Below are 20,683 nucleotides of genomic sequence, written 5' to 3'. Positions count from 1 at the left end.
AAGAGTTCTCCTTCTTGTCTCCCTTACCTTACCTTGTCTTTTCTGTTCACTGTTTTCTCCTTTCTCATTAATATCCACGCCAAGGAGTGATTTCTAATTTGCCACTTGGCTGAAATATGAGTTGGAAGTGGGCTAGAGGTTCTTTGGTGTTAGGTGCAACTAAATTTGAACCTTGAGCCTGTTGTAGCAATTGAGGTAGGGGAGTTTCCCGAGCATAATCATAGGCGACTTGATTGAGCGGCTCATAGTCTGCGATCGCACCATCTTTGTTGACCGCCACCCGATACTTCAAATATCTTTCAAAGGTGGGGGTACCTCCCCAGCTTTGCCGTACTGTGCCATATAACTTCTGGCTTAAATCATTAACTGTCTTAGCATCAGTAATTTTTGCCCCCACAACCTCTGGTGTTTTAGCATACCCACGCCAAGGGCTAACTTCCAGTACTCCTGTTTTTGTCAACACAACTCTGTATTGAGCAATTGGTTCGTTTTGAATCGCGCCTCGGGTAGCAGGATTGTAAAGTAGGTTGGGTAGAGGAGTTTTTTGTATTTCGTCATTTGCCTTTTGATTCACGGCTTTATAGCCAATGATGGCACCGTCGGCTGCGACACCTACACGATAAACCACATCCTCTGATAATTCAGCACGATTAGTCCAAGCCGGATTAATTTGGTTATACAATTGACGGTTCAATGCCCGTAGTTTCGATGGATCGGTAATTTCCGGTACAGTAGTTAAAAGTTTTTCTAAATCTTTAACTTCAGGTGTTGTTGTAGGAGTAGGTGTTGGTGTTACCGCCGCTATTGGTGTGGGTGTAATTTCTGATGAGGGTGTTGGTGTTACCGCCGCTATTGGTGTAGATGTTGCATTGGGGGAAGTTGTAGGCGTAACAGCTGCTGCGGGTGTGGTAGTTTCAGCCGCCGCAGGTGTAGCGCTGGGTGTAACGTTAGGTGTTGTGGAGCTAGTGGGATTTTGTGTATTTGACTCTGGTGTACGTAGTTGCGGAGATGGAATCAAGCTTAAGGTGAGTGCTGCAACAGCCAAACTCGAAACCCCTATAGTAGCAGGCACTGCCTGCTTTAATACAGCTTGATTAGCAACACTATTTCTTCTTGTAACTGGTTGTAATTCTAGAGATAGCTCTGGTAAAGTTTGGGTGTCAGCAAAAAACTGATCTACCGCTTCTACTAAATCGAATAACTGTACTGTATTTAAATCAATTTGAATCGGCTCTTTGTTATTGTTAGGGTTAGAATTAAAACCTTGAGATTCATCCTCAGAATGCACTATTAACCTGTGTCGGTTAATGTCTAGTTTTTGTAATTCTACTAACTCTGAATCTTGATTATGAGCTTGGGGATTGGGGACGTTACTCAGGAATTCTTGAGCGTAGCCACTAACTGCTCTCACCAAACTTTCAAAAAATTCTCTTCCTCCCACTAGGGGTTGATTATAACTAGATAAATAGCATTCTGCATTGACCAATATTGATAATTCCGGGCGCATTTCTTGAAAATGTGCAGCCCGGCTGGCATCGCTTAAACCTTCTAAAAGCAACGTGCAATTAGGTAGACTGTACTTACGTTGAATATTCATTCTACTTCCCCATCAAAAAGACTGATCCAGAACCGCTGCATTCCAGCTGTGCCAGTACAGAAGAGTAGTTGTCCTAATAAATTTATCGCTAGCTCATCTAATTTCTCGTCAGAAGTTAATGCTAATGAACCAGAACGGCGGGAACTCATCCTACTCTTAAAATGCGTTCTAAACCGCTCTAAATAATTAGATAGTCTAAGATTTTGTTCCAGTGGTAGTTGCTTTTCATTCATTTGTTGATAAATCATCAATAACTGACGAATAACTACTGTTAAACGTCTAGCTATATAGCAAGCAATTACTACCAATGCTTTTGCTTCCATAATAGTTAAAGGGCGACGCATATGCGCTCTTCGTAGCGGGTTAGAACTACGCATTCGCCATAAATTTACCCTATCTTTGATAATTCCTTTTAATTCCAATTCATCTGCAAAAGCCAAAATAGCTTCCGAACCACCCAGTTCTAAAGCTTCAATTGCCAGTAAAATTAAATCGATTTGTACCCGAGTTCTTCGGGGACATAGTTGCCCCTCTGTCGCCGGATCGGGTAAGGTATCCAGAATCATAGGCAATGACGAGGGAGTAGGACTGTTAAACGGCGTTAAACTAGCGGAGACATTCATTCTATAGATACCTTGTGCGCTTCCGACAGACTAGGTAAAACTAATTTAAGATAAATAGCCATACAAAAACATAAGGCTTGTAGCAGTCGTAGTAATGCTTGATATATACATTACTTACTTCTTGAACTCCAAGGTTTCCGTATACTTAAATTTATGTTTTTAACATATAAGTGTATCAACCTCACTTGGTAGTGCAATTCCATCCCTAGCTTGAGTTAGATTCAAGTTATCGTCAATGGATCGCCAAGCTTGAGCTTCGATCCCCAGCGTATGACATTATAGTGTACGATTTGTCAGGTATCGGGAATTGGGGACTGGGGACTAGGGATGAGGAATTACAAAAAGTAGGGGATCTCAGCGCTCAATAGTCAAGAAAGAAATCAACAATGCCCAATGCCCCATCTCCCATGCCCAATTATTAATCCCTAAGAGCGATTTTTATGGATTTAAAGTCTCTAATTCGTGAAATACCAGATTTTCCCAAACCAGGAATTGTCTTTCGAGATATCACGACGCTGCTGCGCGATCCTGACGGTTTACGCTACACTATTGACTTCTTTGCCCTACAGTGCATCAACAATGGACTGAATGCGGATTACATTGTGGGGATGGAGTCACGCGGTTTTATTTTTGGCTCTCCTTTAGCTTACAAATTAGGCGCTGGTTTTATTCCCGCACGGAAAAAGGGGAAGTTACCAGCAGCAGTTCACTCCGTTGAATATGATTTGGAGTACGGCACTGATTCGTTGGAAGTGCATCAGGATGCGTTACCTCCAGGTAGCCGAGTTTTGATTGTGGACGATTTGATAGCCACAGGTGGAACTGCGAGTGCAACAGCAAAATTAGTCGAGAAGATTGGCTGCGAATTATTAGGCTTTGGGTTTATTATCGAGCTAAGAGATTTACAAGGACGTAAATATCTGCCAGATGTGCCGATTATCTCCTTGATTGAATATTAGTCAAGAGTCAAAAGTCTAAATTATCAAAATTACAGCTTCTTGACTCTTGAACACCACTTGTTCTAATTGGGGTTTATCCCAATACCTTTGACTAACATATGACATCTTCTACAAAAATTTCTCTGGAGACAAGTCGAGACTGGCTAATTAGGCTAGTCACGAGCGAGACTTTTATTTATGTAATGAAAAGGCTATTACAGGCGCTACTGACTTTATTTTTGGCATCTGCATTGTCATTTTTCATTATTCAGTTGGCTCCAGGGGATTATGTAGATACATTACGGCAAAACCCTAAAATTTCCCCGGAAAGAATCGAGGAAATCAAGCGCCAGTTTGGTTTGGATAAGTCCTGGCCGGAGCAATTTGGGTTTTGGCTGTGGCGCATCTTTAGCAAAGGTGATTTTGGCACAAGTTTTGTGTACCAACGCTCGGTAGCTTCGCTGTTAGGAGAACGCATACAGGCAACGTTGCTATTAGCGATCGCTTCTTTAATTGTGACATGGGCGATCGCTATTCCTTTAGGGATTGTTGCTGCAGTGAAGCAAAATAAGCTGGTTGACCGGGTTTTACAGGTAATTAGCTATGCTGGGCAAGGATTCCCCAGTTTTATCACTGCCCTATTCTTGCTGATTGTCGCCCAAGTCACCTCACCTATTTTTCCTGTGGGTGACATGACTAGCATCAATCACTGGGAATTGAATTGGTTTGGCAGGGTTCTCGATGTTGCTTGGCACATGATTTTACCAACGATCGCACTGTCAATTACCAGTTTTGCTGGTTTGCAACGCATCACTCGCGGCGAATTATTGGATGTTCTGCGTCAAGATTATATTCAAACGGCACGCGCCAAAGGATTACCAGAAAACCGAGTCATTTACGTTCACGCGCTGCGTAATGCCATCAACCCTTTAATTACCTTGTTGGGTTTTGAGTTAGCTGGCTTATTAAACGGTGCATTTATTGCCGAACAGTTTTTTAACTGGCCTGGTTTAGGAAGATTGACTTTACAGGCTTTACAAGCTCAAGACTTGTATTTATTAATGGCAAGCTTAGTCATGGGCGCAGTACTGTTAATTATCGGGAATTTAGCCGCTGATTTACTCCTCAAAGCTGCAGATCCACGCATTCGCCTAGAGAATTTAAATTAGGCAATTGGTAATTGGTAATTGGTCATTGGTCATTGGTAATTGGTAATTGGTCATTGGTAAAAGGATTTCTCCTCTGCTCCCCTGCTTCCTCTGCTCCCCTACTCTCTTCCTCCTTGTCCCCCCTTCCCTTCCGTCTCCATGCTTTCCGAAGTTTATTATTTGGTACGTTCTAAATCTGATGGTCGTTATTTAACGGCTCGTCCCAATGCTGAAGCATCGGGTTATCTGTTGTTATTTAAAGAAAACTTTGATGCTCTTAGCTATCTCAATACCCACGCCGCAGAGGTAGCAAATCGCTTTTCTGTAGAATCTATTCCTGGTACACAGATAAATAGTTTACTCAAGCGTTGGGGTTTTAACGGTATCGGTATTGTGACTGATCCTTTGTTACCCAAAGTTGAGTTTTTACAGCCAGGTTAACGGATGTGCAAAAATTTCCGCGATCGCACAGCAAAGTTGTTCCTATTGTTAATGTAGTGTCAGATCCATGTCTGTAGATTAGACATGAGATGTATAATTGCTGATTATTCCGTATATTTACTATTTAAAACTCTTAAATGCTTACCTTAACACCAGAGGAAATTACTCATTTTCGCAGTCAGTTGGCGGATAATCAAGATGCTCTTGATACTCTTGATCTCATTGAGCAGCGTAATGGAAATTTAGAGACAGCAGCTAAAATATTGGCAATAAGGGCTGGTTATGAACCATCCAGAAAATCAAATATTTTGGACGATTTGTTAGAAAAGTCCCGCAAGATAATCTGCCAAGAAGAGTTTAGAGAGGTATTGGCAGCAGGGATAATACCTATTGTTCTAGAACCCTTAGCAATAAGTGCTGCTATTCCTCCAGGATTGGCAAGTGTAGTTGCCATTTATGCTTTTAAAATAGGGGTAAAAAAATTTTGCCAGGTTCCCGATTCAGAATCTTAAACTCCTGTGGCGGTGAAAGCTGCCCAATAGAAAGGATTTTTAAAAGGATATGGCTTACGATTTTTAGCCTGTAATAAATATTCCTCAGCAAGTATCTGCTCATCTTCTTCAAGTTGAGCAAAAATTTCTTTGATTTGTGGATGATATTTAACTAACAGTGCTTCAAATTCTTCTGTTGTCAAATTTCGCAACCACTGCTGTGCTTGATTGAGTGCTAAAGAGACAGTATTTATTGTTTGCAGATTTTCATAAAATTTCATCATCAAAAATGCTGTAGATAAATCGCTGACAGTCCACAAACTACTAACTACAGCTTGACTACCAGCTAACAGAAAACCGCTAGGTAAACCAATATATTCATCGCTGGCATTTTGAAAATCAATCAATCCAGTTTCGCAGGCGGAAAGGGTGACGAGGCGACATTTTTCTAATTTGAGACTGAAGATTTTATCTAGGGTAAGGCATTTGTCTAAATCGTGGGTTTCCCCTGCCCGTAAATTCAGATAACGTTCTGTATTTGCTTGTGGAACTGTGTCAGCTACGGGTGCATTTGCCAAAATTAGGGCTGATTGACTGGGATTTATGAAGTTAAAATATCCGTGACAGCTAAAGTGGGCGCAGTGATAAGTATTTAAGTCAGAATTATTAATAGCCGTGAGTGTCGCTGCTGTTTTTTTCAGGACGTTGGCAGTATTAAAGTAACTTTGAATAACTTGTACTTCTAAATCGGTGTAATTCAGGTCTTCTGTGGGGTTTTGAATTGCAAATAGGAATTGAAAATCAGGACGTTTGCGCTGTTGTACCTGTTGCAGTAGTTGACAGCTAGGTGCATAGCTGACACCACCAGCAAATAAATCTAGAAGACAAGACGAATTTTCAGAATTTTGATTTACTGGGAGTGTATGAAGGGGGAATAAGTGCAGGAATTGATGGGGAATTAAGATGAGTTGATCGCAGTGCTTTGGTATCTGGGTTAATATTTCATCAATGTGCAGAATCGAAGCTAATTCTTTGAGTTCTTCCCCTAAGTTATTCAGCCATTGGTCTTTTTGATAGTAGTAGTTTTGTAAATATTGATTTACCCAATCATATAAAGCTTCTCGGTCTTCTGGTTGTGATTGCCAAACAGTAACTTCTCCTGTAGCTGTGACAATAAACACCAGAATTTTATCGTTGAGAATATACCACTCGATAATAGCTGTATGCTCATCCAAAGAAGCTTGAAATGAGTCGAATTTGAAACCATAACCGACAGGTAAGTATTGGTTTTGCAATTCATTACGCTGCTTTCGCAACTGTTGGAGATGTTGTGCAAGGAATTTGGGATTTTCAGCTTTGCCATTTTGGATTTGATATTGTCCTACGGCTATTTCATCCCTGTATTTTTCTAGTTGAGTGAATACTTCTGGAGAAAAGATGGTTTTAGAGTCACGTTCGAGGATTTGTTCAACTAAATTGCGGGTTTTACTACGTTCAACATATTCAATTGCTTCGGTGATATTAGCTAATTCTAGGCAAACTTCTACCATGCGGCTATAAACTTGGTTAAAGGATTCCGCTTGCTTGCGCTTGCTTTCCTCCCCAGAAACGATTTCTGACCGTAAAGATTCTACTGTGTCAATGGCAGATTTAAACTGATAGTAAGCTGAGGTAAACTGGTTACTGTTTTGGTAAGCAATTCCGAGTCTCCCCAAAGATTCTGCATGGTCTTCAGGCAAAGCTTCCCTGGTGAAGACAGTTAAAGCAGCAGTATAAGCTGCGATTGCATTTTCGATGTTATCTGCCCTGTCTCCTTTGATTCTATCCCCGTAGGCTGCTGCAAGATTATTTTGCGTTTCTGCCCAATGTTGCGGCAAAGCTTCTCTAGTTCTGACAGTTAAAGCAGCAGTAAAAGCTGCGATCGCATTTTCGATATTCTCTGCCTTGTCTCCTTTGATTCTATCCCCGTAGGCTGCTGCAAGATTATTTTGCGTTTCTGCCCAATGTTGCGGCAAAGCTTCTCTAGTTCTGACAGTTAAAGCAGCAGTAAAAGCTGCGATCGCATTTTCGATATTCTCTGCCGTATCTCCCTTAATTCTCTCCATGTAGGCAATTGCGAGATTATTTTGCGTCATTGCCCAAGCTTGAGGCAACGCTTCTCTGGTGTAGACAGTTAAAGCAGCAGTATAAGCAGCGATCGCATTTTCGATATTCTCTGCCCTGTCTCCTTTGACTCTATCCCCGTAGGCTGCTGCAAGATTATTTTGCGTTTCTGCCCAATGTTGAGGCAAAGCTTCTCTGGTGTAGACAGTTAAAGCAGCAGTAGAAGCAGCGATCGCATTTTCGATATTCTCTGCCCTGTCTCCTTTGACTCTATTCCCGTAGGCTGCTGCGAGATTATTTTGCGTCATTGCCCAAGCTTGAGGCAAAGCTTCTCTGGTGTAGACAGTTAAAGCAGCAGTATAAGCAGCGATCGNATTTTCGATATTCTCTGCCTTGTCTCCTTTGATTCTATCCCCGTAGGCAATTGCGAGATTATTTTGCGTCATTGCCCAAGCTTGAGGCAAAGCTTCTCTAGTTCTGACAGTTAAAGCAGCAGTATAAGCAGCGATCGCATTTTCGATATTCTCTGCCTTGTCTCCTTTGACTCTATTCCCGTAGGCAAGTCCGAGATTATTTTGTGTCATTGCCCAAGCTTGAGGCAAAGCTTCTCTAGTTCTGACAGTTAAAGCAGCAGTATAAGCAGCGATCGCATTTTCGATATTCTCTGCCTTGTCTCCTTTGATTCTATTCCCGTAGGCAAGTCCGAGATTATTTTGCGTCATTGCCCAATCTTGAGGCAAAGCTTCTCTGGTGTAGACAGTTAAAGCAGCAGTATAAGCAGCGATCGCATTTTCGATATTCTCTGCCTTGTCTCCTTTGATTCTATCCCCGTAGGCAATTGCGAGATTATTTTGTGTCATTGCCCAATCAAAAAGCAAAGCTTCTCTGGTTCTGACAGTTAACGCGACTTCATAGCCAGTAATAGCAATTTCCATATTGCTGGCTTTGCTACCCAAGGGAAATTGCTGAATTAGATTGCTAAATTCATCAATAACTGCTGCTAAATATTCCGCTTCATCTGCTTTCGCTTCCCCAAGTCTATTTGTCCCCCAACGGCGCAATATTTCTGCTAAAACTCCGTCGAGTTTGTCTGTGTTCTTTGCCAGCAAGGGGTAAACTACCTGGGAATTACCACTACTGTCTGCGGTTGCTTGTAGTACTTCCATCAAGAATTGGTAATATGTCTGTATCTCCTCCTCACTGAGAAATTGCAAATCTACTTTAGTATCTAGATTTAATACTTCCCTTAGTTGCATTGCCAAACCTTGCAACCAATTCGCTGTATTCTCATCCCCGCTTTGGGAACACATCTGTGCTACTTCTTCTACTGTCTGCACAAAGCCAGCATCAAGTAATTCTTGGTTTGCTGCTAAAATTTCTGGTTCTTTTCCATCTGTGCAATTTAGCAGGCTTTCGATTAGCTGGTAATAAGCTTGTAGGCGCTGTTCGTTCATGAGCAGGTGTAGTTAGAAGCATCTTGATGAAGCTTCAACAGTATTATCCTCAATTTCTGAAAAATGAGGGGGTAAAAAGTTTTAGCTTTTTCTTAAAAAGGCTACGGTGTACAAGCAAGTTATTGAATTACCCCACCCTAACCCTCCCCTTATAAAGGGGAGGGAACTAGATTTTCTCATTTCTCCCCTTGTAAAGGTGAAAGAATTTAATTTTCTTGTCTCCCCACTTTCTAAGGGGGGATTAAGGGGGGTAATTCTGGGAATCAATTGAATTACCCCACCCTAACCCTCCCCTTATAAAGGGGAGGGAACTGGATTTTCTAATTTCTCCCCTTGTAAAGGTGAAGGAACTTAATTTTCTTGTCTCCCCCCTTTCCAAGGAGGGATTAAGGGGGGTAATTCTGGGAATAATCAGCACAGTCCAAGAATATGAAAACGCTGATGACAAAACTGTATAACCAAACCTCAGAAAAGCAAAAACGGCAAACTCTCAGAAACAATATGCCTCCATGTGAAAAAATAGTTTGGGCAAAACTGAGAAATCAACAAATTGAAAGCTGTAAATTTCGCAGACAATACAGTATTGACAGATTTGTAGTGGATTTTTATTCTGCGGAATTGAGACTTGCCATAGAAATTGATGGTGATAGTCACTATCAAGATGGAGTTCCAGAATATGACCGCGATCGCCAAGCATTTTTGGAATCAAAAGGCACGAGGATTTTGAGATTTACAAATCAAGAGGTTTATCAAGATATTGATAGTGTGGTGGATAAGATTAGGGAAGTTATTTGTAGCTTGAGGGAAGTTACCCCACCCTAACCCTCCCCTTATAAAGGGGAGGGAACTGGATTTTCTAATTTCTCCCCTTGTAAAGGTGAAGGAACTTATTTTTCTTGTCTCCCCCCTTTCCAAGGCAGGGCTGTTTCATTCCCTAAAAGCCTTGAAAAATCAAGGGTTCAGGAGATGAAAAATCAGCAAGGTATTCAATTGGCATTCAATCTTAGGCATCAATATGGTCAATAATTCATGACTTTTGCCCGAATATTTATCGCCAATCATATTGACAAAATACATACCTTATCGAATGAATCAGCCCTGCTTTCCAAGGGGGGATTAAGGGGGGTAAAACCCGGATCTAGAAAGAAAATCCGATTTGTGTATACACCTCCCATTACTATATCGGCGATCGCAATTACTATATCGGCGAACTCAATTACTATATCGGCGAACTCAATTACTATATCGGCGAACTCAATTACTATATCGGCGATCGCAATTGCTATATCGGCGATCGCAATTACTATATCAGCGAACTCAATTACTATATCGGCGAACTCAATTACTATATCGGCGAACTCAATTACTATATCAGCGAACTCAATTACTATATCGGCGATCGCATTTGCTATATCGGCGGTGACTGTTGTTGATTGTACTCATTCTTAAACAACAAATTGATATGAAAAATGAGTAAAAATACAGGCATACTCGTAATTATTTTTTTGAAATTTTAATCAAATAAATCCATAAAACTACCCATCTCAGGCAAAAGGATACTCCATTACTTTGAAACAGGATTATCAAAAAAAGGGTATGTCATGTCTTTAAGAACTCGTGGTTCGGCTGCTGTTGACAAAGCTCAACTTCGTCTCGCCTTGCTTAAATCCATTGATGACAATCTGGATTTAGGACATGGGTTAACCATTGAAGCCTACAACCACTTAATCAACTCTACCCGTGCTGTAGTAGAAGCTCATAATATGCTGGTGTCTAATCTTGAAGAATCGCGTAAAACAATCACTCAGATGGATAAAGCTCTCTCCGAAATGTCTGAACGAATGCTAAGTGGAGTTGCAACTGTCTACGGCAGAAACAGTGTAGAGTATTCCAAGGCTGGCGGCTCTAATCGAAGACGAAGTAAATCTAGTTCAAACGTGACTCCAGTTACAGCAGTTCTTGCTACTCAAAAAACTCAAGCTGCAATTGCGAGTGCGTCAACTAACGGTAATGATACAACTCCTGTGCTGCAATAATCCACCTACCGTCAGAAATTTTTAAATCCTCATAATAGCTACTTAAACAAGAAATTAGATCCCCGACTTTTCAAAAAAGTCGGGGATCTTTTTGTCGCCAACATTTTGCTTTATCATAGATAAAATCGTATAAAATCACACTTTATATTTCCAAGTATTAGCGACATTAGCACAAACGTCTGTCGAAATACAGTCAAAAGCATATTGCGCTTATAATAGGTATGCCAGCAAGAGATATCTTTCACAACGCAGTCAAAAAAGGACTAGAAAAAGAAGGGTGGAAAATTACCCATGATCCCTTACCCGTCAGTTTTGAGTTAGGGGATATGTACATCGACTTAGGAGCAGAAAAAATTCTAGCAGCAGAAAGAGAGGGTGAAAAAATTGCTGTTGAAATTAAAAGCTTTTTTAAAACATCTGCGATTTCTGAATTTCACACAGCTTTAGGACAGTTTATTAACTATCGACTAGCATTATCTGAACAAGAACCAGACCGTACTCTCTATTTAGCGGTTCCCATCGATACATATACTTCCTTTTTTACTATCAGACTTGTGCAAAATATTATTAAAACATATCAACTTAAATTGATTACTTATCAGCCTGCAACGGAGGATATTATTGAATGGATAAACTAACAAAATACCAACAAATAATTCAGCAACTTCTCCAAGAATATGCGGCAATCTCTAGTCAAGACCCAGAAATTGAAACCCAATTAATTTTTGATACAGAACATCACCACTATCAACTTGTAAATGTCGGCTGGAAAAATCAACGTCGTGTTTATGGTTGTTTTTTACATTTAGATATTAAAGATGATAAGGTTTGGGTACAACACAATGGTACAGAGAATGAAATAGGAGAAGATTTAGCAAATTTAGGTATCCCCAAGCAGGATATTGTCATCGGCTTTCATTCGCCATTTAAACGCCAATTTACAGATTATGCTGTGAGTTAAATAACAAGTTTACTTGTATTTGAACCAAAGCAAGAGGTAATTGTGCAATGGATACCTTAAAGAAATATCAAAAAATTATCGAAGAAATTCTAACTGAATATATAAAAATACCCTATGCCAATCGGCAATTAGAAATAAAACTCATCATTGATCGCACAGCTACTCATTACATAGTAATGACTTTAGGATGGGAAAGAGAAGAACGAGTTCATGGTTGTATTATCCATATTGAAATTATTGATGGAAAAATTTGGATTCAGCGCGATGGAACTGAATATGGGATTGCTAATGAACTCGTAGCCGCAGGAATTCCCAAAGATAAAATTGTTTTAGCTTTTCATCCAGAGGATGTTAGACAATACACTGATTTTGCGATCGCTTGATTTCTCAGTGGCCGCAAACTCAAAGGATACAAGCCCCGGAATTGATGCTGAAAATTAACGAATTATAAACTTGTGCAATATTGTACTAAGTTTAATAACTAATAACTAATCAGTGATGATTCATGTTCTTATGTGCCGACTATGCATGAGAAGATCAACTAAGACAATCGCAACAGTTGCGATGATGGCACGGAAGGAAAAAAGATGTCGGAGAATTTAAGAAGCCAAGTTGTAACGCAAGGGGTGCAGCGTTCGCCTAATAGAGCAATGCTGCGTGCAGTTGGTTTTCAGGATGAAGATTTTAATAAAGCCATTGTCGGAATTGCCAATGGTTACAGCACTATTACCCCTTGTAATATGGGGATTAATCAGCTCGCACAAAGAGCCGAAGCTGCTGTAAAAACTGCAGGAGCAATGCCGCAAATTTTCGGCACAATTACTATTAGTGATGGGATTTCGATGGGAACTGAAGGGATGAAATATTCCCTAGTTTCTCGAGAAGTAATTGCAGATTCGATTGAAACTGCAGTTACCGGGCAAAGTATGGATGGTGTACTGGCTATTGGTGGTTGTGATAAAAATATGCCAGGGGCAATGATTGCGATCGCCCGCATGAATATTCCTGCTATTTTTGTCTATGGTGGCACGATTAAACCCGGACATTATAACGGTAAAGATTTAACAGTTGTTAGTTCCTTTGAAGCTGTTGGGCAATATAGCGCCGGCAAAATTGACGAAAATGAATTAATACAAGTCGAACGCAACGCTTGTCCTGGTGCTGGTTCCTGCGGTGGGATGTATACAGCTAATACTATGTCTTCGGCTTTTGAAGCTATGGGGATGAGTTTACCCTATTCTTCCACAATGGCAGCTGAAGATGCAGAAAAGGCTGATAGTACAGCAAAATCAGCAGATGTTTTGGTAGAAGCAATTCGTAAACAAATCCTACCCCGGCAAATCATCACCCGCAAATCTATAGAAAACGCCATTGCCGTAATTATGGCTGTAGGTGGTTCCACAAATGCAGTATTGCACTTTTTAGCGATCGCCCGCGCTGCTGGGGTGGAATTAACTATTGATGACTTTGAAGCTATCCGTGGGCGTGTACCTGTGCTGTGTGATTTAAAACCAAGCGGTAGATATGTAGCTACGGATTTACACAAAGCTGGTGGTATTCCTCAAGTCATGAAAATGCTACTAGTACATGGCTTAATTCACGGTGATGCTCTCACAATTAGCGGTCAAACTATCGCTGAAGTTTTGGCAGATGTACCAGAAGAACCATCTGCTAATCAAGATGTAATTCGTCCTTGGAATAACCCAATGTATCCTCAAGGACACTTGGCTATTCTGAAAGGTAACTTAGCAACGGAAGGTGCAGTAGCAAAAATTACCGGAGTTAAAAAACCAATCATTACCGGGCCAGCAAGAGTATTTGAGTCAGAAGAAGCTTCTTTAGATGCAATTTTGGTAGGCAAAATTAAGCCGGGTGATATTCTAGTTATTCGCTACGAAGGGCCGAAGGGCGGCCCCGGTATGCGCGAAATGCTAGCTCCCACCTCAGCAATTATTGGTGCTGGTTTGGGTGATTCTGTGGGATTAATCACCGATGGGCGTTTCTCTGGTGGTACCTACGGTATGGTAGTGGGGCACGTTGCACCCGAAGCAGCAGTTGGTGGTGCGATCGCTCTTGTTGAAGAAGGCGATAGCATTACAATCGATGCGCCTGCACGTTTATTACAGCTGAACATCTCCGACGAAGAATTAGCCCGCCGTCGTGCCAATTGGCAACCTCACAAACCTCGTTATACCAAAGGTGTGCTTGGAAAATATGCCAAATTAGTTGCTTCTAGCAGCCTCGGCGCTGTAACAGATTTGGATTTGTTTGAATAGGGCATGGGGCATGGGGCATTGGGCATGGGTAATGAGTAATGAGTAATGAGTAATGAGTAATTTTCTTCATCCCTCAATTCCCAGTCCCTTGTCCCCTTGTCCCCAGTCCCCAGTCCCCAGTCCCCAGTCCCCAGTCCCCAGTCCCCAGTCCCCAGTCCCCAGTCCCTAATCCCCAATCTCCAACAACACTTTTAAAACACCTCGAGTTTGAGCATATTCAAAGGCTGCAAGCCCATCGCTGAGGTGGTAGCGGGCATGAATTAAGGGTGTTACGTCTAGTTGTTCGCTGGCTAGTAATTGTAGTGCGGCGGGGAAGGGGCCACAACGGGAACCAATGAGCGTGATTTCGTCTACTACCAAAGACGAAACATCTAAGTTGAGATTGCCTGCATAGGTACTTTTGAGTACTAATGTACCGCGAGGACGTAGAGCGCGGCGAGCGATCGCAAATCCTTCGGGATTACCAGTACACTCTACGGAAATATCAAAAAATCTATCTTTGACATCCTTGGCTAAACCTGTTTTAATTCCTCTCGCTGCCAGATTAGCCAGTTTTTCTGGATGACGACCTACTACTAAAAGTTCACAGCCTGTTAACGCTATTGTCTGTGCTACTAATTGTCCTAGCTTACCATCTCCAACTACTAGGACTCTGTGATTTGCACTTAAAGCTACCTGTTGCTGAATTTCTAAGGCTGCGGCTATGGGTTCAGTAAATGTTGCTATTTCTGTAGATACATTATCCGGTACAGGATGTAAATTCTCAACTGGTAAACAGAGGTATTCTGCAAAAGCTCCGTGGCGGTTCACAATTCCTAATACAGTGCGGTTTTCACAGTGAGTTGAATTACCACTGCGGCAAAATCGACAATGTCCGCAGACTGCGTTAATTTCGCCAACAACCCGCCGATTTAGTAGGTTTTCTGGCCCTTGTGCCACAACCCCAACAAATTCATGCCCTAAAATTCCACTGTAGGGATAGTAGCCTCTGAGCAGTTCTAAATCGGTGTTGCAAATACCTGCACGCAATACACGCACAAGCGCTTCTCCTGGTGGCGGTTCTGGAGTTGGGATATCTGTGCGTAATTGCAATTGGTTGTTTTCGAGCCAAATTCCTTTCATGGTGATTAAGCCGCAATAACAGATATATTCTAAGTTTGAGAGTGTATCAATTATTGTGCTGGTTAATTATTTCAATAGTGTGAAGTATAAAATTACTCTTATTTTTTGTCTTGAATTACAGTAGAGCCTTCATGATTATTTGCTTGAGTTCTACTTAGCCAAATTACTAGATCCTCTGAATGGACTGCTATCTCATTACCTAAGGTTTTGATATAGAGAAGTCCGTCACTAATAGTTAAATCTCTAATGGGATACCAAGCATTTCTGTATCTGATTAGGAGTTCTAGAGAAAAACCTAACTGTAAGGCATATTTACGGTATTTCCACCAAGCACGCCATAAATGGACAGATTTAGTGCCATGCATTTTATAGCCACTGGGTATTTGACAGTATCGATACTCATAGAAACCTCGATGATCTATTTCTCCCGTCAAAATATAACTGTAATCAGCTAATGCTTCGTTCATCACTTCCCAATGGGATGAAGTAGCATTAATTGAGAATGTTGCTGGCTCCTTCGCGAGTTCGGCTGTAGCAATCACTCCTTCGGCTTTTGTCATTACTTGGTTACTTCTATATACTGTTTGCGCTGTCAACACAGAATTTGACAACAATACTTCCTGTTTTTGGATGGAATTATGAACAAATACTCGCATTAACTCTATATTGGACAACATGACTTTTTTGATACTCAGTAAGCTAAATGCAAAAATAGGTGAATGACAACACAGTATAAATGAGTTTAAAACTTACGCAAGTGTCAAATTTTTGCAGATGTTGCCCAGGGTCAAATAATTTTAGATCTCAATACTTGTCGGTTAAGGGTAAAAGGGGAAGGGGAAAAGGGGTAAGAAAAAACCTTTAACCCTTACCCTTTCACCTTTTCCCCAAACTAAATTAAGAGTTTAACATCCTTAACCGAGCAGTATTGTTTTAGAGGATGTTTGAAAAGTCTGTAGTAGTGTATCAAATATTTTTTACCCCACCCTAGCCCTCCCCTTAGAAAGGGGAGGGAACTGGATTTTCCGATCTCCCCCCTTTCCAAGGCAGGGCTGTTTCATTCCCTAAAAGCCTTGAAAATGCAAGGGTTCAGGAGATGAAAAATAAGCAAGGCATTTAATATTAGGCATCAAAATGGTCAAGAATTTATGACTTTTGTCCTAATATTTATCGCCAATCATATTGACAAAATACATATCCTTACGAATGAAACAGCCCTGCTTTCCAAGGGGGGATTAAGGGGGGTAACAGTGCAATTAAAATCACAGGGAAAAACTTTTCAAACAACCTCTTAGATCTTAGATGTGAGATTTTAGATTAGGGACTATAGGCAAATATGACAAAACCCTCGCTCAACAAGGGTTTTATCAGTATATTCTCTAACTAGAATAATTTTTTTAGGCAAGCTGTTTAAATTTTGACAGCAGACAAAAACGGCGTAAATACGGATACTAATTCTGGGCGACTAACTACAAGAGTAGGGAAAGAGCGATCGCTATAATCTACTCCTGCTGAAAGGGGAAACGGCTCTGATTTTAAAGATAACCATGTACCGCCAGCAGCTTGAACAATTACCCAAACGCCTGCTAAGTCCCAAACTTTCGGCGTGGCTTCCATCCCACCTAAAACTGCACCATTAGCAACTGTGAGAAAGTTATAGCTAGCTACACCCAGCATCCGAATTTTGCTGGGGAAATCTGGCTGCATTGCGGCGGTGCTGCGAGAACAGAGATTAAAAAAGTGATTATTACTAGGAGCATCAGGGCTGGTGTGAATGGGGTGATGATTGAGAAATGCTCCAGTTGGTGTTGCTAATCCCGATGTACCAGCCCAAAAACCATGAAAAGTTTGATTTAACGGTGGTACATGAACATAGCCAAAAATTGGAATTCCTTTATACAGTAAACCTAGAGAAATCCCCCAAATAGGAATACCCCGTGTAAAGTTAGTTGTACCGTCCAAAGGGTCAATTACCCAGCACCATTCTGTACCGGGGAAAGTTCGGTCACTCTCTTCGGTTAAAATACCGTATTCAGGAAAAGTAGAAGCGATCGCATCTCTAATTGTTTGATCTGCCCATTTATCAGCTTGCGTTACCAAAGTGCCATCAGCTTTATGTAAAGCTTGCACCCGCCCAAAATCCTGCATTAATTGCTTCCCCACTTTGGTAGTGGTGCTTTGGGCAAAATCAAGAATAGTATTCCAAAAATCATTCATTGATACATTCTCGCGCAAACCAGGCTTTCAGCCAAGCATTGGGGATTGGGAAAAGGCAGGGGGGCAGGGAGCAGGGGGAAAAGGGGAAGGGAGAAAGGGGAAATTATTTACTACCCATTACCCATTACCCATTACCCATTACCCATTACCCATTACCCATTACCAATGCCCACTTAATCTAAATCACTTTCTAATACAGAAGCGATCGCTTGTTTGGTGCTGGTTTGAAATTCTGTGACGTTGACGCGATTAAGAAACCAAATTGATACCAACATTCCTATGGCTTCTAAAACAAAGACTAGTCCATAGGCTAGTTCTAAGCTGGGTAGTAAATTACGTCCTATATCTAAGACTGTGCCACCAATTACTACAGCAATCCCTCGAGAAATTGCTTGTGCTAACCCCCATGCGCCAATAAATGTACCTGCGGCTTCGGCGGCTGTCAAATCTAGCATTAAGCTGATTGCTGCTGTGGTGACAAAACCAGTGGCTAAACCGAACAAAACTAAACCGAATTTCAAGAAGGCTGGATTCGCTGAAAAGCCGGAGAAGCCTAACAATAGCGAAGCACAAGCTACTAATATGCAGCCTAATTTGGCAGTCCTACGCTTACCTAAACGCGGCACAATGACAAAGCCTGTTACGCCGTAGGAAATGAGGATACCCGTGCCATAGAACACATTCAGCTTGGTGCTTTCAGCTAAAGGCATATTAAACACTTGCCCAGCATAGGGTTCCACAATCGGATCTTGCATAAACAAGCTGATAGTCATCACTAATAAAAACGTGAAAAACAAGCCTGTTTGCCGACTAGCTGTTAAGATTTCCCATGCGTTACGTAGGCTGATGCTATCTTCGCGATTAACTACTTGAGAACGTCTGGAATATAGGGAATACTTTTTCTCTACACCCAATGTAGCGGCGATCGCAAAACAAAATACAATAGCTGGCACAACCATAAACAGCTTGTTGACTGCTGCTTGTAAAGTCGCTATGCTGGCTCCTGGTGTTAACTGCTTCAGTAAGCTGGAACTAATAATTGCGCCAACAATAATCCCTACCATCAGCATTGACCAGACAACACCAACCACTTTGGAACGGTTATCTTCCTCCGAGATATCCACCAACAAAGCAGCAAAAGCAGTACCACTAGCACAAATTGCTAGACCGTAGACAGCAAAAACCAAGCACAGCAGCGCTGTCCAGCCAAGAGTTTGAGTTGTCCATACCCAACCGCCAGCAGCTTCGGCAGCAAAATCCAACTGCCACATTACCTGCACAGATAAAAATGCGGCGATCGCAAATACTGCTGCTCCCACCCAAACATAAGCTGTACGATGATAACCCCACATAGGTTTAGCATCTGATATCTGACCAAACCAAATCCGCGAAGGCGAAACGAAAGCTGGTAGTGCTAGCACTAACGACACTAAGGTTGCGGGAATTGCAATTTCCTGAATCATGACTCTGTTCAGTACCCCCAGAGTCAGGATTGACATCATGCTCAACCCCATTTGAAACAAGCCTAGCCTAAACATGGTCAGCAGATTGACCCTTGGCACAGCTACGGAGTTTGTTCGAGAATCAAAGGCTTCACTGCTTGCCATAGCTAATTTTTCATAGGGAGAAATTCATCTTTTAATTTAAAGATAAACCGAATTCTACCCTCAATTACTAATAGTTTTTTTCAAGAAAAAATGACATCAGGAAGGGGCAAGGGAAAAGTGTTCCAAAAGAGTACAAATGCTCACCTTAAGCTTGACTACGAATTACGAATTGCTCTCACAGGTAAGCTCAAAGTAAAAGAAGTTTGATTAGGCGGTGTTGAGTCAAGAGTAAGTTTTCCATTGTGAGCAATAGTAATTTCCTTTGCTAGGCTCAGTCCTAGCCCTGTTCCTTCTACCTTTCTAGTTCGGGCTGGATCTCCACGATAGAAGCGGTCAAAAATGCGATCGCGATCGCTTGTGGGAATTTCTGGAGATGAATTGCTAATAGTAACTAATACTGTCTTTCCTTGCTGCCTAGCATTAATTCGCATCCAGCCTTCTGGAAGATTATATTTAATCGCATTGCTAAATAAATTTTGTAATACCTGAGTCAGTAAATCGTGATCGCCTTTTACCTTTAATCTCGGAGTAATCTCTGCTATCACTTGTAAATGAGGTGCTAGCAGTTCCATATCCTCTACCATCTCGGCTAATATCTCGGACAAATTTACTTCCACTTGATGTAAATTCATTTTGCCGGCATCAGCTAAAGACAGCAACAACAGCTTGCGAACAATGCCACTGAGTCGAGACACTTCATCTAAAAGATTACTGAGATTTTGTTGTAACTTTGAACCTGGTTCGGCTTTTTGCAAAGTTCGCTCCAGTTCACCTTGTAAAATTGCTATCGGTGTTTTCAGTTCGTGGGCTGCATCTCCACTGAAGCGGGAAGCCTGTTTAAAACTGCGTTCCAGGCGTTCTAACATCTGGTTAAACACCTGAATTAATTCTACAAATTCCGTATCTGTAGCTGCGATTGGCACTCGTTGATCCAATCCTTTCACCGTAACTTGCCGGATGGCGACGACTAACTCCCGGATGGGGCGTAAAGCTCCATAAGACAGCACCCAAGCACTAGTAGTAATAATCAACAAGACAATAGGTATAGAAATTAAGAAAACATCACGGATAATCGCCATCTCCCGATCAATACCTTGCAAACTGACAGCGATCGCAATTTGGGATTCATGAAAAGCGATCGCACCGATGCGCCAAGTTCCTGTTTTCGTGCGTTGAGTTACTAATTTCGGATGCGGTGGTGGTCTATCCAGTGGAGGTTCAAGAGGAAAAAGCCTGTCTAAAGGCGGTTGTGATATTCCGGGAGTATTGGGTGGTCTTTGGCGATCGCGGCGGTGAAATTGAGATGGTAAAAACTTGGGTTGTGACGGCCACAAACCATTTAAATTAAAATCAGCAGACCATAGTTCAGATTGATACAGCGTTTTACCATCTCTCTCTCTAACTAATAAAGCGATTGGCGTTTCTTTACCTGTCCCCAACTCCTGCGGTAATAATTGTTCAAAGGATGGCAAATAAGACTGCAAAATATCTTCTCTAGGCGGGTGAGGACGACTCAATAAAGCTTCTAACTTTGCATCTAGTCGGCTAACCTTAGCCTCATGAATCAGCCACCAAGAAATACTACCAAACCCCGCCAGCGCACCACCAGCTAGCATGGCAAATAACAAAGCGATTCGGAGACGGAAGGAACGGATTTTCACGGTTGGGG

At 41.6% G+C, this 20,683-nt stretch carries 19 protein-coding genes; 11 read left to right on the top strand and 8 right to left on the bottom strand.

Annotated features, from left to right (window positions below; translation table 11 throughout):
- Nucleotides 1-67: 67 nt before the first annotated feature.
- Both AACU25_RS21755 and AACU25_RS21750 read right to left on the bottom strand, forming a co-directional pair.
- A complete protein-coding gene (locus AACU25_RS21755; protein ID WP_096579194.1) occupies nt 68-1,597 on the bottom strand; it encodes a DUF4335 domain-containing protein in 1,530 nt (509 codons plus the stop codon).
- Entirely contained in the window at nt 1,594-2,220 is a 627-nt protein-coding gene (locus tag AACU25_RS21750) for a DUF3038 domain-containing protein (protein WP_096579192.1), read from the bottom strand. The genes AACU25_RS21755 and AACU25_RS21750 overlap by 4 nt, the downstream gene beginning before the upstream one ends.
- A gap of 440 nt (nt 2,221-2,660) precedes the next feature.
- Between AACU25_RS21750 and AACU25_RS21745 the strand changes: the two genes are divergently transcribed.
- From AACU25_RS21745 to AACU25_RS21730, 4 genes are all read left to right on the top strand, one after another.
- Nucleotides 2,661-3,179: an adenine phosphoribosyltransferase gene (locus AACU25_RS21745; protein ID WP_096579190.1), complete on the top strand. Its 519-nt coding sequence runs from the start codon at nt 2,661-2,663 to the stop codon at nt 3,177-3,179.
- 98 nt (nt 3,180-3,277) lie between these two features.
- The gene (locus AACU25_RS21740) at nt 3,278-4,327 is read left to right on the top strand and encodes an ABC transporter permease (RefSeq protein WP_096579188.1); all 1,050 of its coding nucleotides are present in this window, start codon (nt 3,278-3,280) and stop codon (nt 4,325-4,327) included.
- 138 nt (nt 4,328-4,465) lie between these two features.
- A complete protein-coding gene (locus AACU25_RS21735) occupies nt 4,466-4,747 on the top strand; it encodes a hypothetical protein (protein WP_096579186.1) in 282 nt (93 codons plus the stop codon).
- Between the two features lie 182 nt (nt 4,748-4,929).
- Nucleotides 4,930-5,259, top strand: a complete 330-nt coding sequence (locus AACU25_RS21730; RefSeq protein ID WP_321206843.1) for a hypothetical protein — start codon at nt 4,930-4,932, stop codon at nt 5,257-5,259.
- Here the strand turns inward: AACU25_RS21730 and AACU25_RS37090 are convergent.
- Nucleotides 5,256-6,788, bottom strand: coding sequence for a CHAT domain-containing protein (locus tag AACU25_RS37090; RefSeq protein WP_479688192.1), 1,533 nt, complete (start codon nt 6,786-6,788; stop codon nt 5,256-5,258). The genes AACU25_RS21730 and AACU25_RS37090 overlap by 4 nt on opposite strands.
- 2,448 nt (nt 6,789-9,236) lie before the next feature.
- Between AACU25_RS37090 and AACU25_RS21720 the strand changes: the two genes are divergently transcribed.
- The 7 genes from AACU25_RS21720 to ilvD all read left to right on the top strand — a co-directional run bounded on the left by AACU25_RS21720 (nt 9,237) and on the right by ilvD (nt 14,068).
- Nucleotides 9,237-9,617, top strand: coding sequence for an endonuclease domain-containing protein (locus tag AACU25_RS21720; RefSeq protein ID WP_096579180.1), 381 nt, complete (start codon nt 9,237-9,239; stop codon nt 9,615-9,617).
- Nucleotides 9,618-9,951: 334 nt separating this feature from the next.
- Nucleotides 9,952-10,218 carry a hypothetical protein gene (locus AACU25_RS21715; protein WP_190445989.1) on the top strand — a complete coding sequence of 89 codons (267 nt, stop codon included), beginning with the start codon at nt 9,952-9,954 and terminating at the stop codon, nt 10,216-10,218.
- A gap of 178 nt (nt 10,219-10,396) precedes the next feature.
- Complete coding sequence (locus AACU25_RS21710; RefSeq protein WP_096579177.1) at nt 10,397-10,831, top strand: hypothetical protein; 435 nt, start codon at nt 10,397-10,399, stop codon at nt 10,829-10,831.
- Nucleotides 10,832-11,052: 221 nt separating this feature from the next.
- Nucleotides 11,053-11,469, top strand: coding sequence for a XisH family protein (locus AACU25_RS21705; protein ID WP_096579175.1), 417 nt, complete (start codon nt 11,053-11,055; stop codon nt 11,467-11,469).
- Nucleotides 11,457-11,792 (top strand): XisI protein, encoded by a 336-nt coding sequence (locus AACU25_RS21700; protein ID WP_096579173.1) that lies wholly within the window; start codon nt 11,457-11,459, stop codon nt 11,790-11,792. The genes AACU25_RS21705 and AACU25_RS21700 overlap by 13 nt, the downstream gene beginning before the upstream one ends.
- Nucleotides 11,793-11,839: 47 nt before the next feature.
- Nucleotides 11,840-12,175 carry a XisI protein gene (locus AACU25_RS21695; RefSeq protein WP_096579171.1) on the top strand — a complete coding sequence of 112 codons (336 nt, stop codon included), beginning with the start codon at nt 11,840-11,842 and terminating at the stop codon, nt 12,173-12,175.
- 204 nt (nt 12,176-12,379) lie between these two features.
- Nucleotides 12,380-14,068 carry a dihydroxy-acid dehydratase gene (gene ilvD, locus AACU25_RS21690; protein ID WP_096579169.1) on the top strand — a complete coding sequence of 563 codons (1,689 nt, stop codon included), beginning with the start codon at nt 12,380-12,382 and terminating at the stop codon, nt 14,066-14,068.
- Nucleotides 14,069-14,233: 165 nt separating this feature from the next.
- On the opposite strand, the gene AACU25_RS21685 is transcribed toward ilvD, so the two are convergent.
- The 5 genes from AACU25_RS21685 to AACU25_RS21665 form a co-directional block, all read right to left on the bottom strand.
- Nucleotides 14,234-15,190, bottom strand: a complete 957-nt coding sequence (locus tag AACU25_RS21685) for an MDR/zinc-dependent alcohol dehydrogenase-like family protein (RefSeq protein ID WP_096579167.1) — start codon at nt 15,188-15,190, stop codon at nt 14,234-14,236.
- Nucleotides 15,191-15,288: 98 nt separating this feature from the next.
- Complete coding sequence (locus AACU25_RS21680; RefSeq protein WP_096579165.1) at nt 15,289-15,867, bottom strand: hypothetical protein; 579 nt, start codon at nt 15,865-15,867, stop codon at nt 15,289-15,291.
- A 733-nt stretch (nt 15,868-16,600) separates the two neighbouring features.
- The gene (locus AACU25_RS21675; RefSeq protein WP_096579163.1) at nt 16,601-17,407 is read right to left on the bottom strand and encodes an inositol monophosphatase family protein; all 807 of its coding nucleotides are present in this window, start codon (nt 17,405-17,407) and stop codon (nt 16,601-16,603) included.
- Nucleotides 17,408-17,580: 173 nt separating this feature from the next.
- Nucleotides 17,581-19,014 carry a BCD family MFS transporter gene (locus AACU25_RS21670; protein WP_096579159.1) on the bottom strand — a complete coding sequence of 478 codons (1,434 nt, stop codon included), beginning with the start codon at nt 19,012-19,014 and terminating at the stop codon, nt 17,581-17,583.
- Between the two features lie 155 nt (nt 19,015-19,169).
- On the bottom strand, nt 19,170-20,675 hold the full coding sequence (locus AACU25_RS21665) for a sensor histidine kinase (RefSeq protein ID WP_321206858.1): 1,506 nt from the start codon (nt 20,673-20,675) through the stop codon (nt 19,170-19,172).
- Between the last annotated feature and the right edge of the window lie 8 nt (nt 20,676-20,683).

It is taken from the genome of Tolypothrix tenuis PCC 7101 (assembly GCF_963874875.1).
Classification (GTDB): Bacteria; Cyanobacteriota; Cyanobacteriia; order Cyanobacteriales; family Nostocaceae; genus Aulosira; species Aulosira tenue.
This window is presented reverse-complemented; position numbering and strand designations above follow the sequence as displayed.

Excerpts from the sequence above, each read along its gene's own strand:
- AACU25_RS21700 (WP_096579173.1), top strand. The coding sequence starts at position 11,457 with ATGGATAAACTAACAAAATACCAACAAATAATTCAGCAACTTCTCCAA.
- AACU25_RS37090 (WP_479688192.1), bottom strand. The coding sequence starts at position 6,788 with ATGGTAGAAGTTTGCCTAGAATTAGCTAATATCACCGAAGCAATTGAA.
- AACU25_RS21745 (WP_096579190.1), top strand. The coding sequence starts at position 2,661 with ATGGATTTAAAGTCTCTAATTCGTGAAATACCAGATTTTCCCAAACCA.
- AACU25_RS21675 (WP_096579163.1), bottom strand. The coding sequence starts at position 17,407 with ATGAATGATTTTTGGAATACTATTCTTGATTTTGCCCAAAGCACCACT.
- AACU25_RS21670 (WP_096579159.1), bottom strand. The coding sequence starts at position 19,014 with ATGGCAAGCAGTGAAGCCTTTGATTCTCGAACAAACTCCGTAGCTGTG.
- AACU25_RS21705 (WP_096579175.1), top strand. The coding sequence starts at position 11,053 with ATGCCAGCAAGAGATATCTTTCACAACGCAGTCAAAAAAGGACTAGAA.
- AACU25_RS21695 (WP_096579171.1), top strand. The coding sequence starts at position 11,840 with ATGGATACCTTAAAGAAATATCAAAAAATTATCGAAGAAATTCTAACT.
- AACU25_RS21680 (WP_096579165.1), bottom strand. The coding sequence starts at position 15,867 with ATGTTGTCCAATATAGAGTTAATGCGAGTATTTGTTCATAATTCCATC.
- AACU25_RS21755 (WP_096579194.1), bottom strand. The coding sequence starts at position 1,597 with ATGAATATTCAACGTAAGTACAGTCTACCTAATTGCACGTTGCTTTTA.
- AACU25_RS21740 (WP_096579188.1), top strand. The coding sequence starts at position 3,278 with ATGACATCTTCTACAAAAATTTCTCTGGAGACAAGTCGAGACTGGCTA.
- ilvD (WP_096579169.1), top strand. The coding sequence starts at position 12,380 with ATGTCGGAGAATTTAAGAAGCCAAGTTGTAACGCAAGGGGTGCAGCGT.
- AACU25_RS21735 (WP_096579186.1), top strand. The coding sequence starts at position 4,466 with ATGCTTTCCGAAGTTTATTATTTGGTACGTTCTAAATCTGATGGTCGT.
- AACU25_RS21720 (WP_096579180.1), top strand. The coding sequence starts at position 9,237 with ATGACAAAACTGTATAACCAAACCTCAGAAAAGCAAAAACGGCAAACT.
- AACU25_RS21750 (WP_096579192.1), bottom strand. The coding sequence starts at position 2,220 with ATGAATGTCTCCGCTAGTTTAACGCCGTTTAACAGTCCTACTCCCTCG.
- AACU25_RS21685 (WP_096579167.1), bottom strand. The coding sequence starts at position 15,190 with ATGAAAGGAATTTGGCTCGAAAACAACCAATTGCAATTACGCACAGAT.
- AACU25_RS21710 (WP_096579177.1), top strand. The coding sequence starts at position 10,397 with ATGTCTTTAAGAACTCGTGGTTCGGCTGCTGTTGACAAAGCTCAACTT.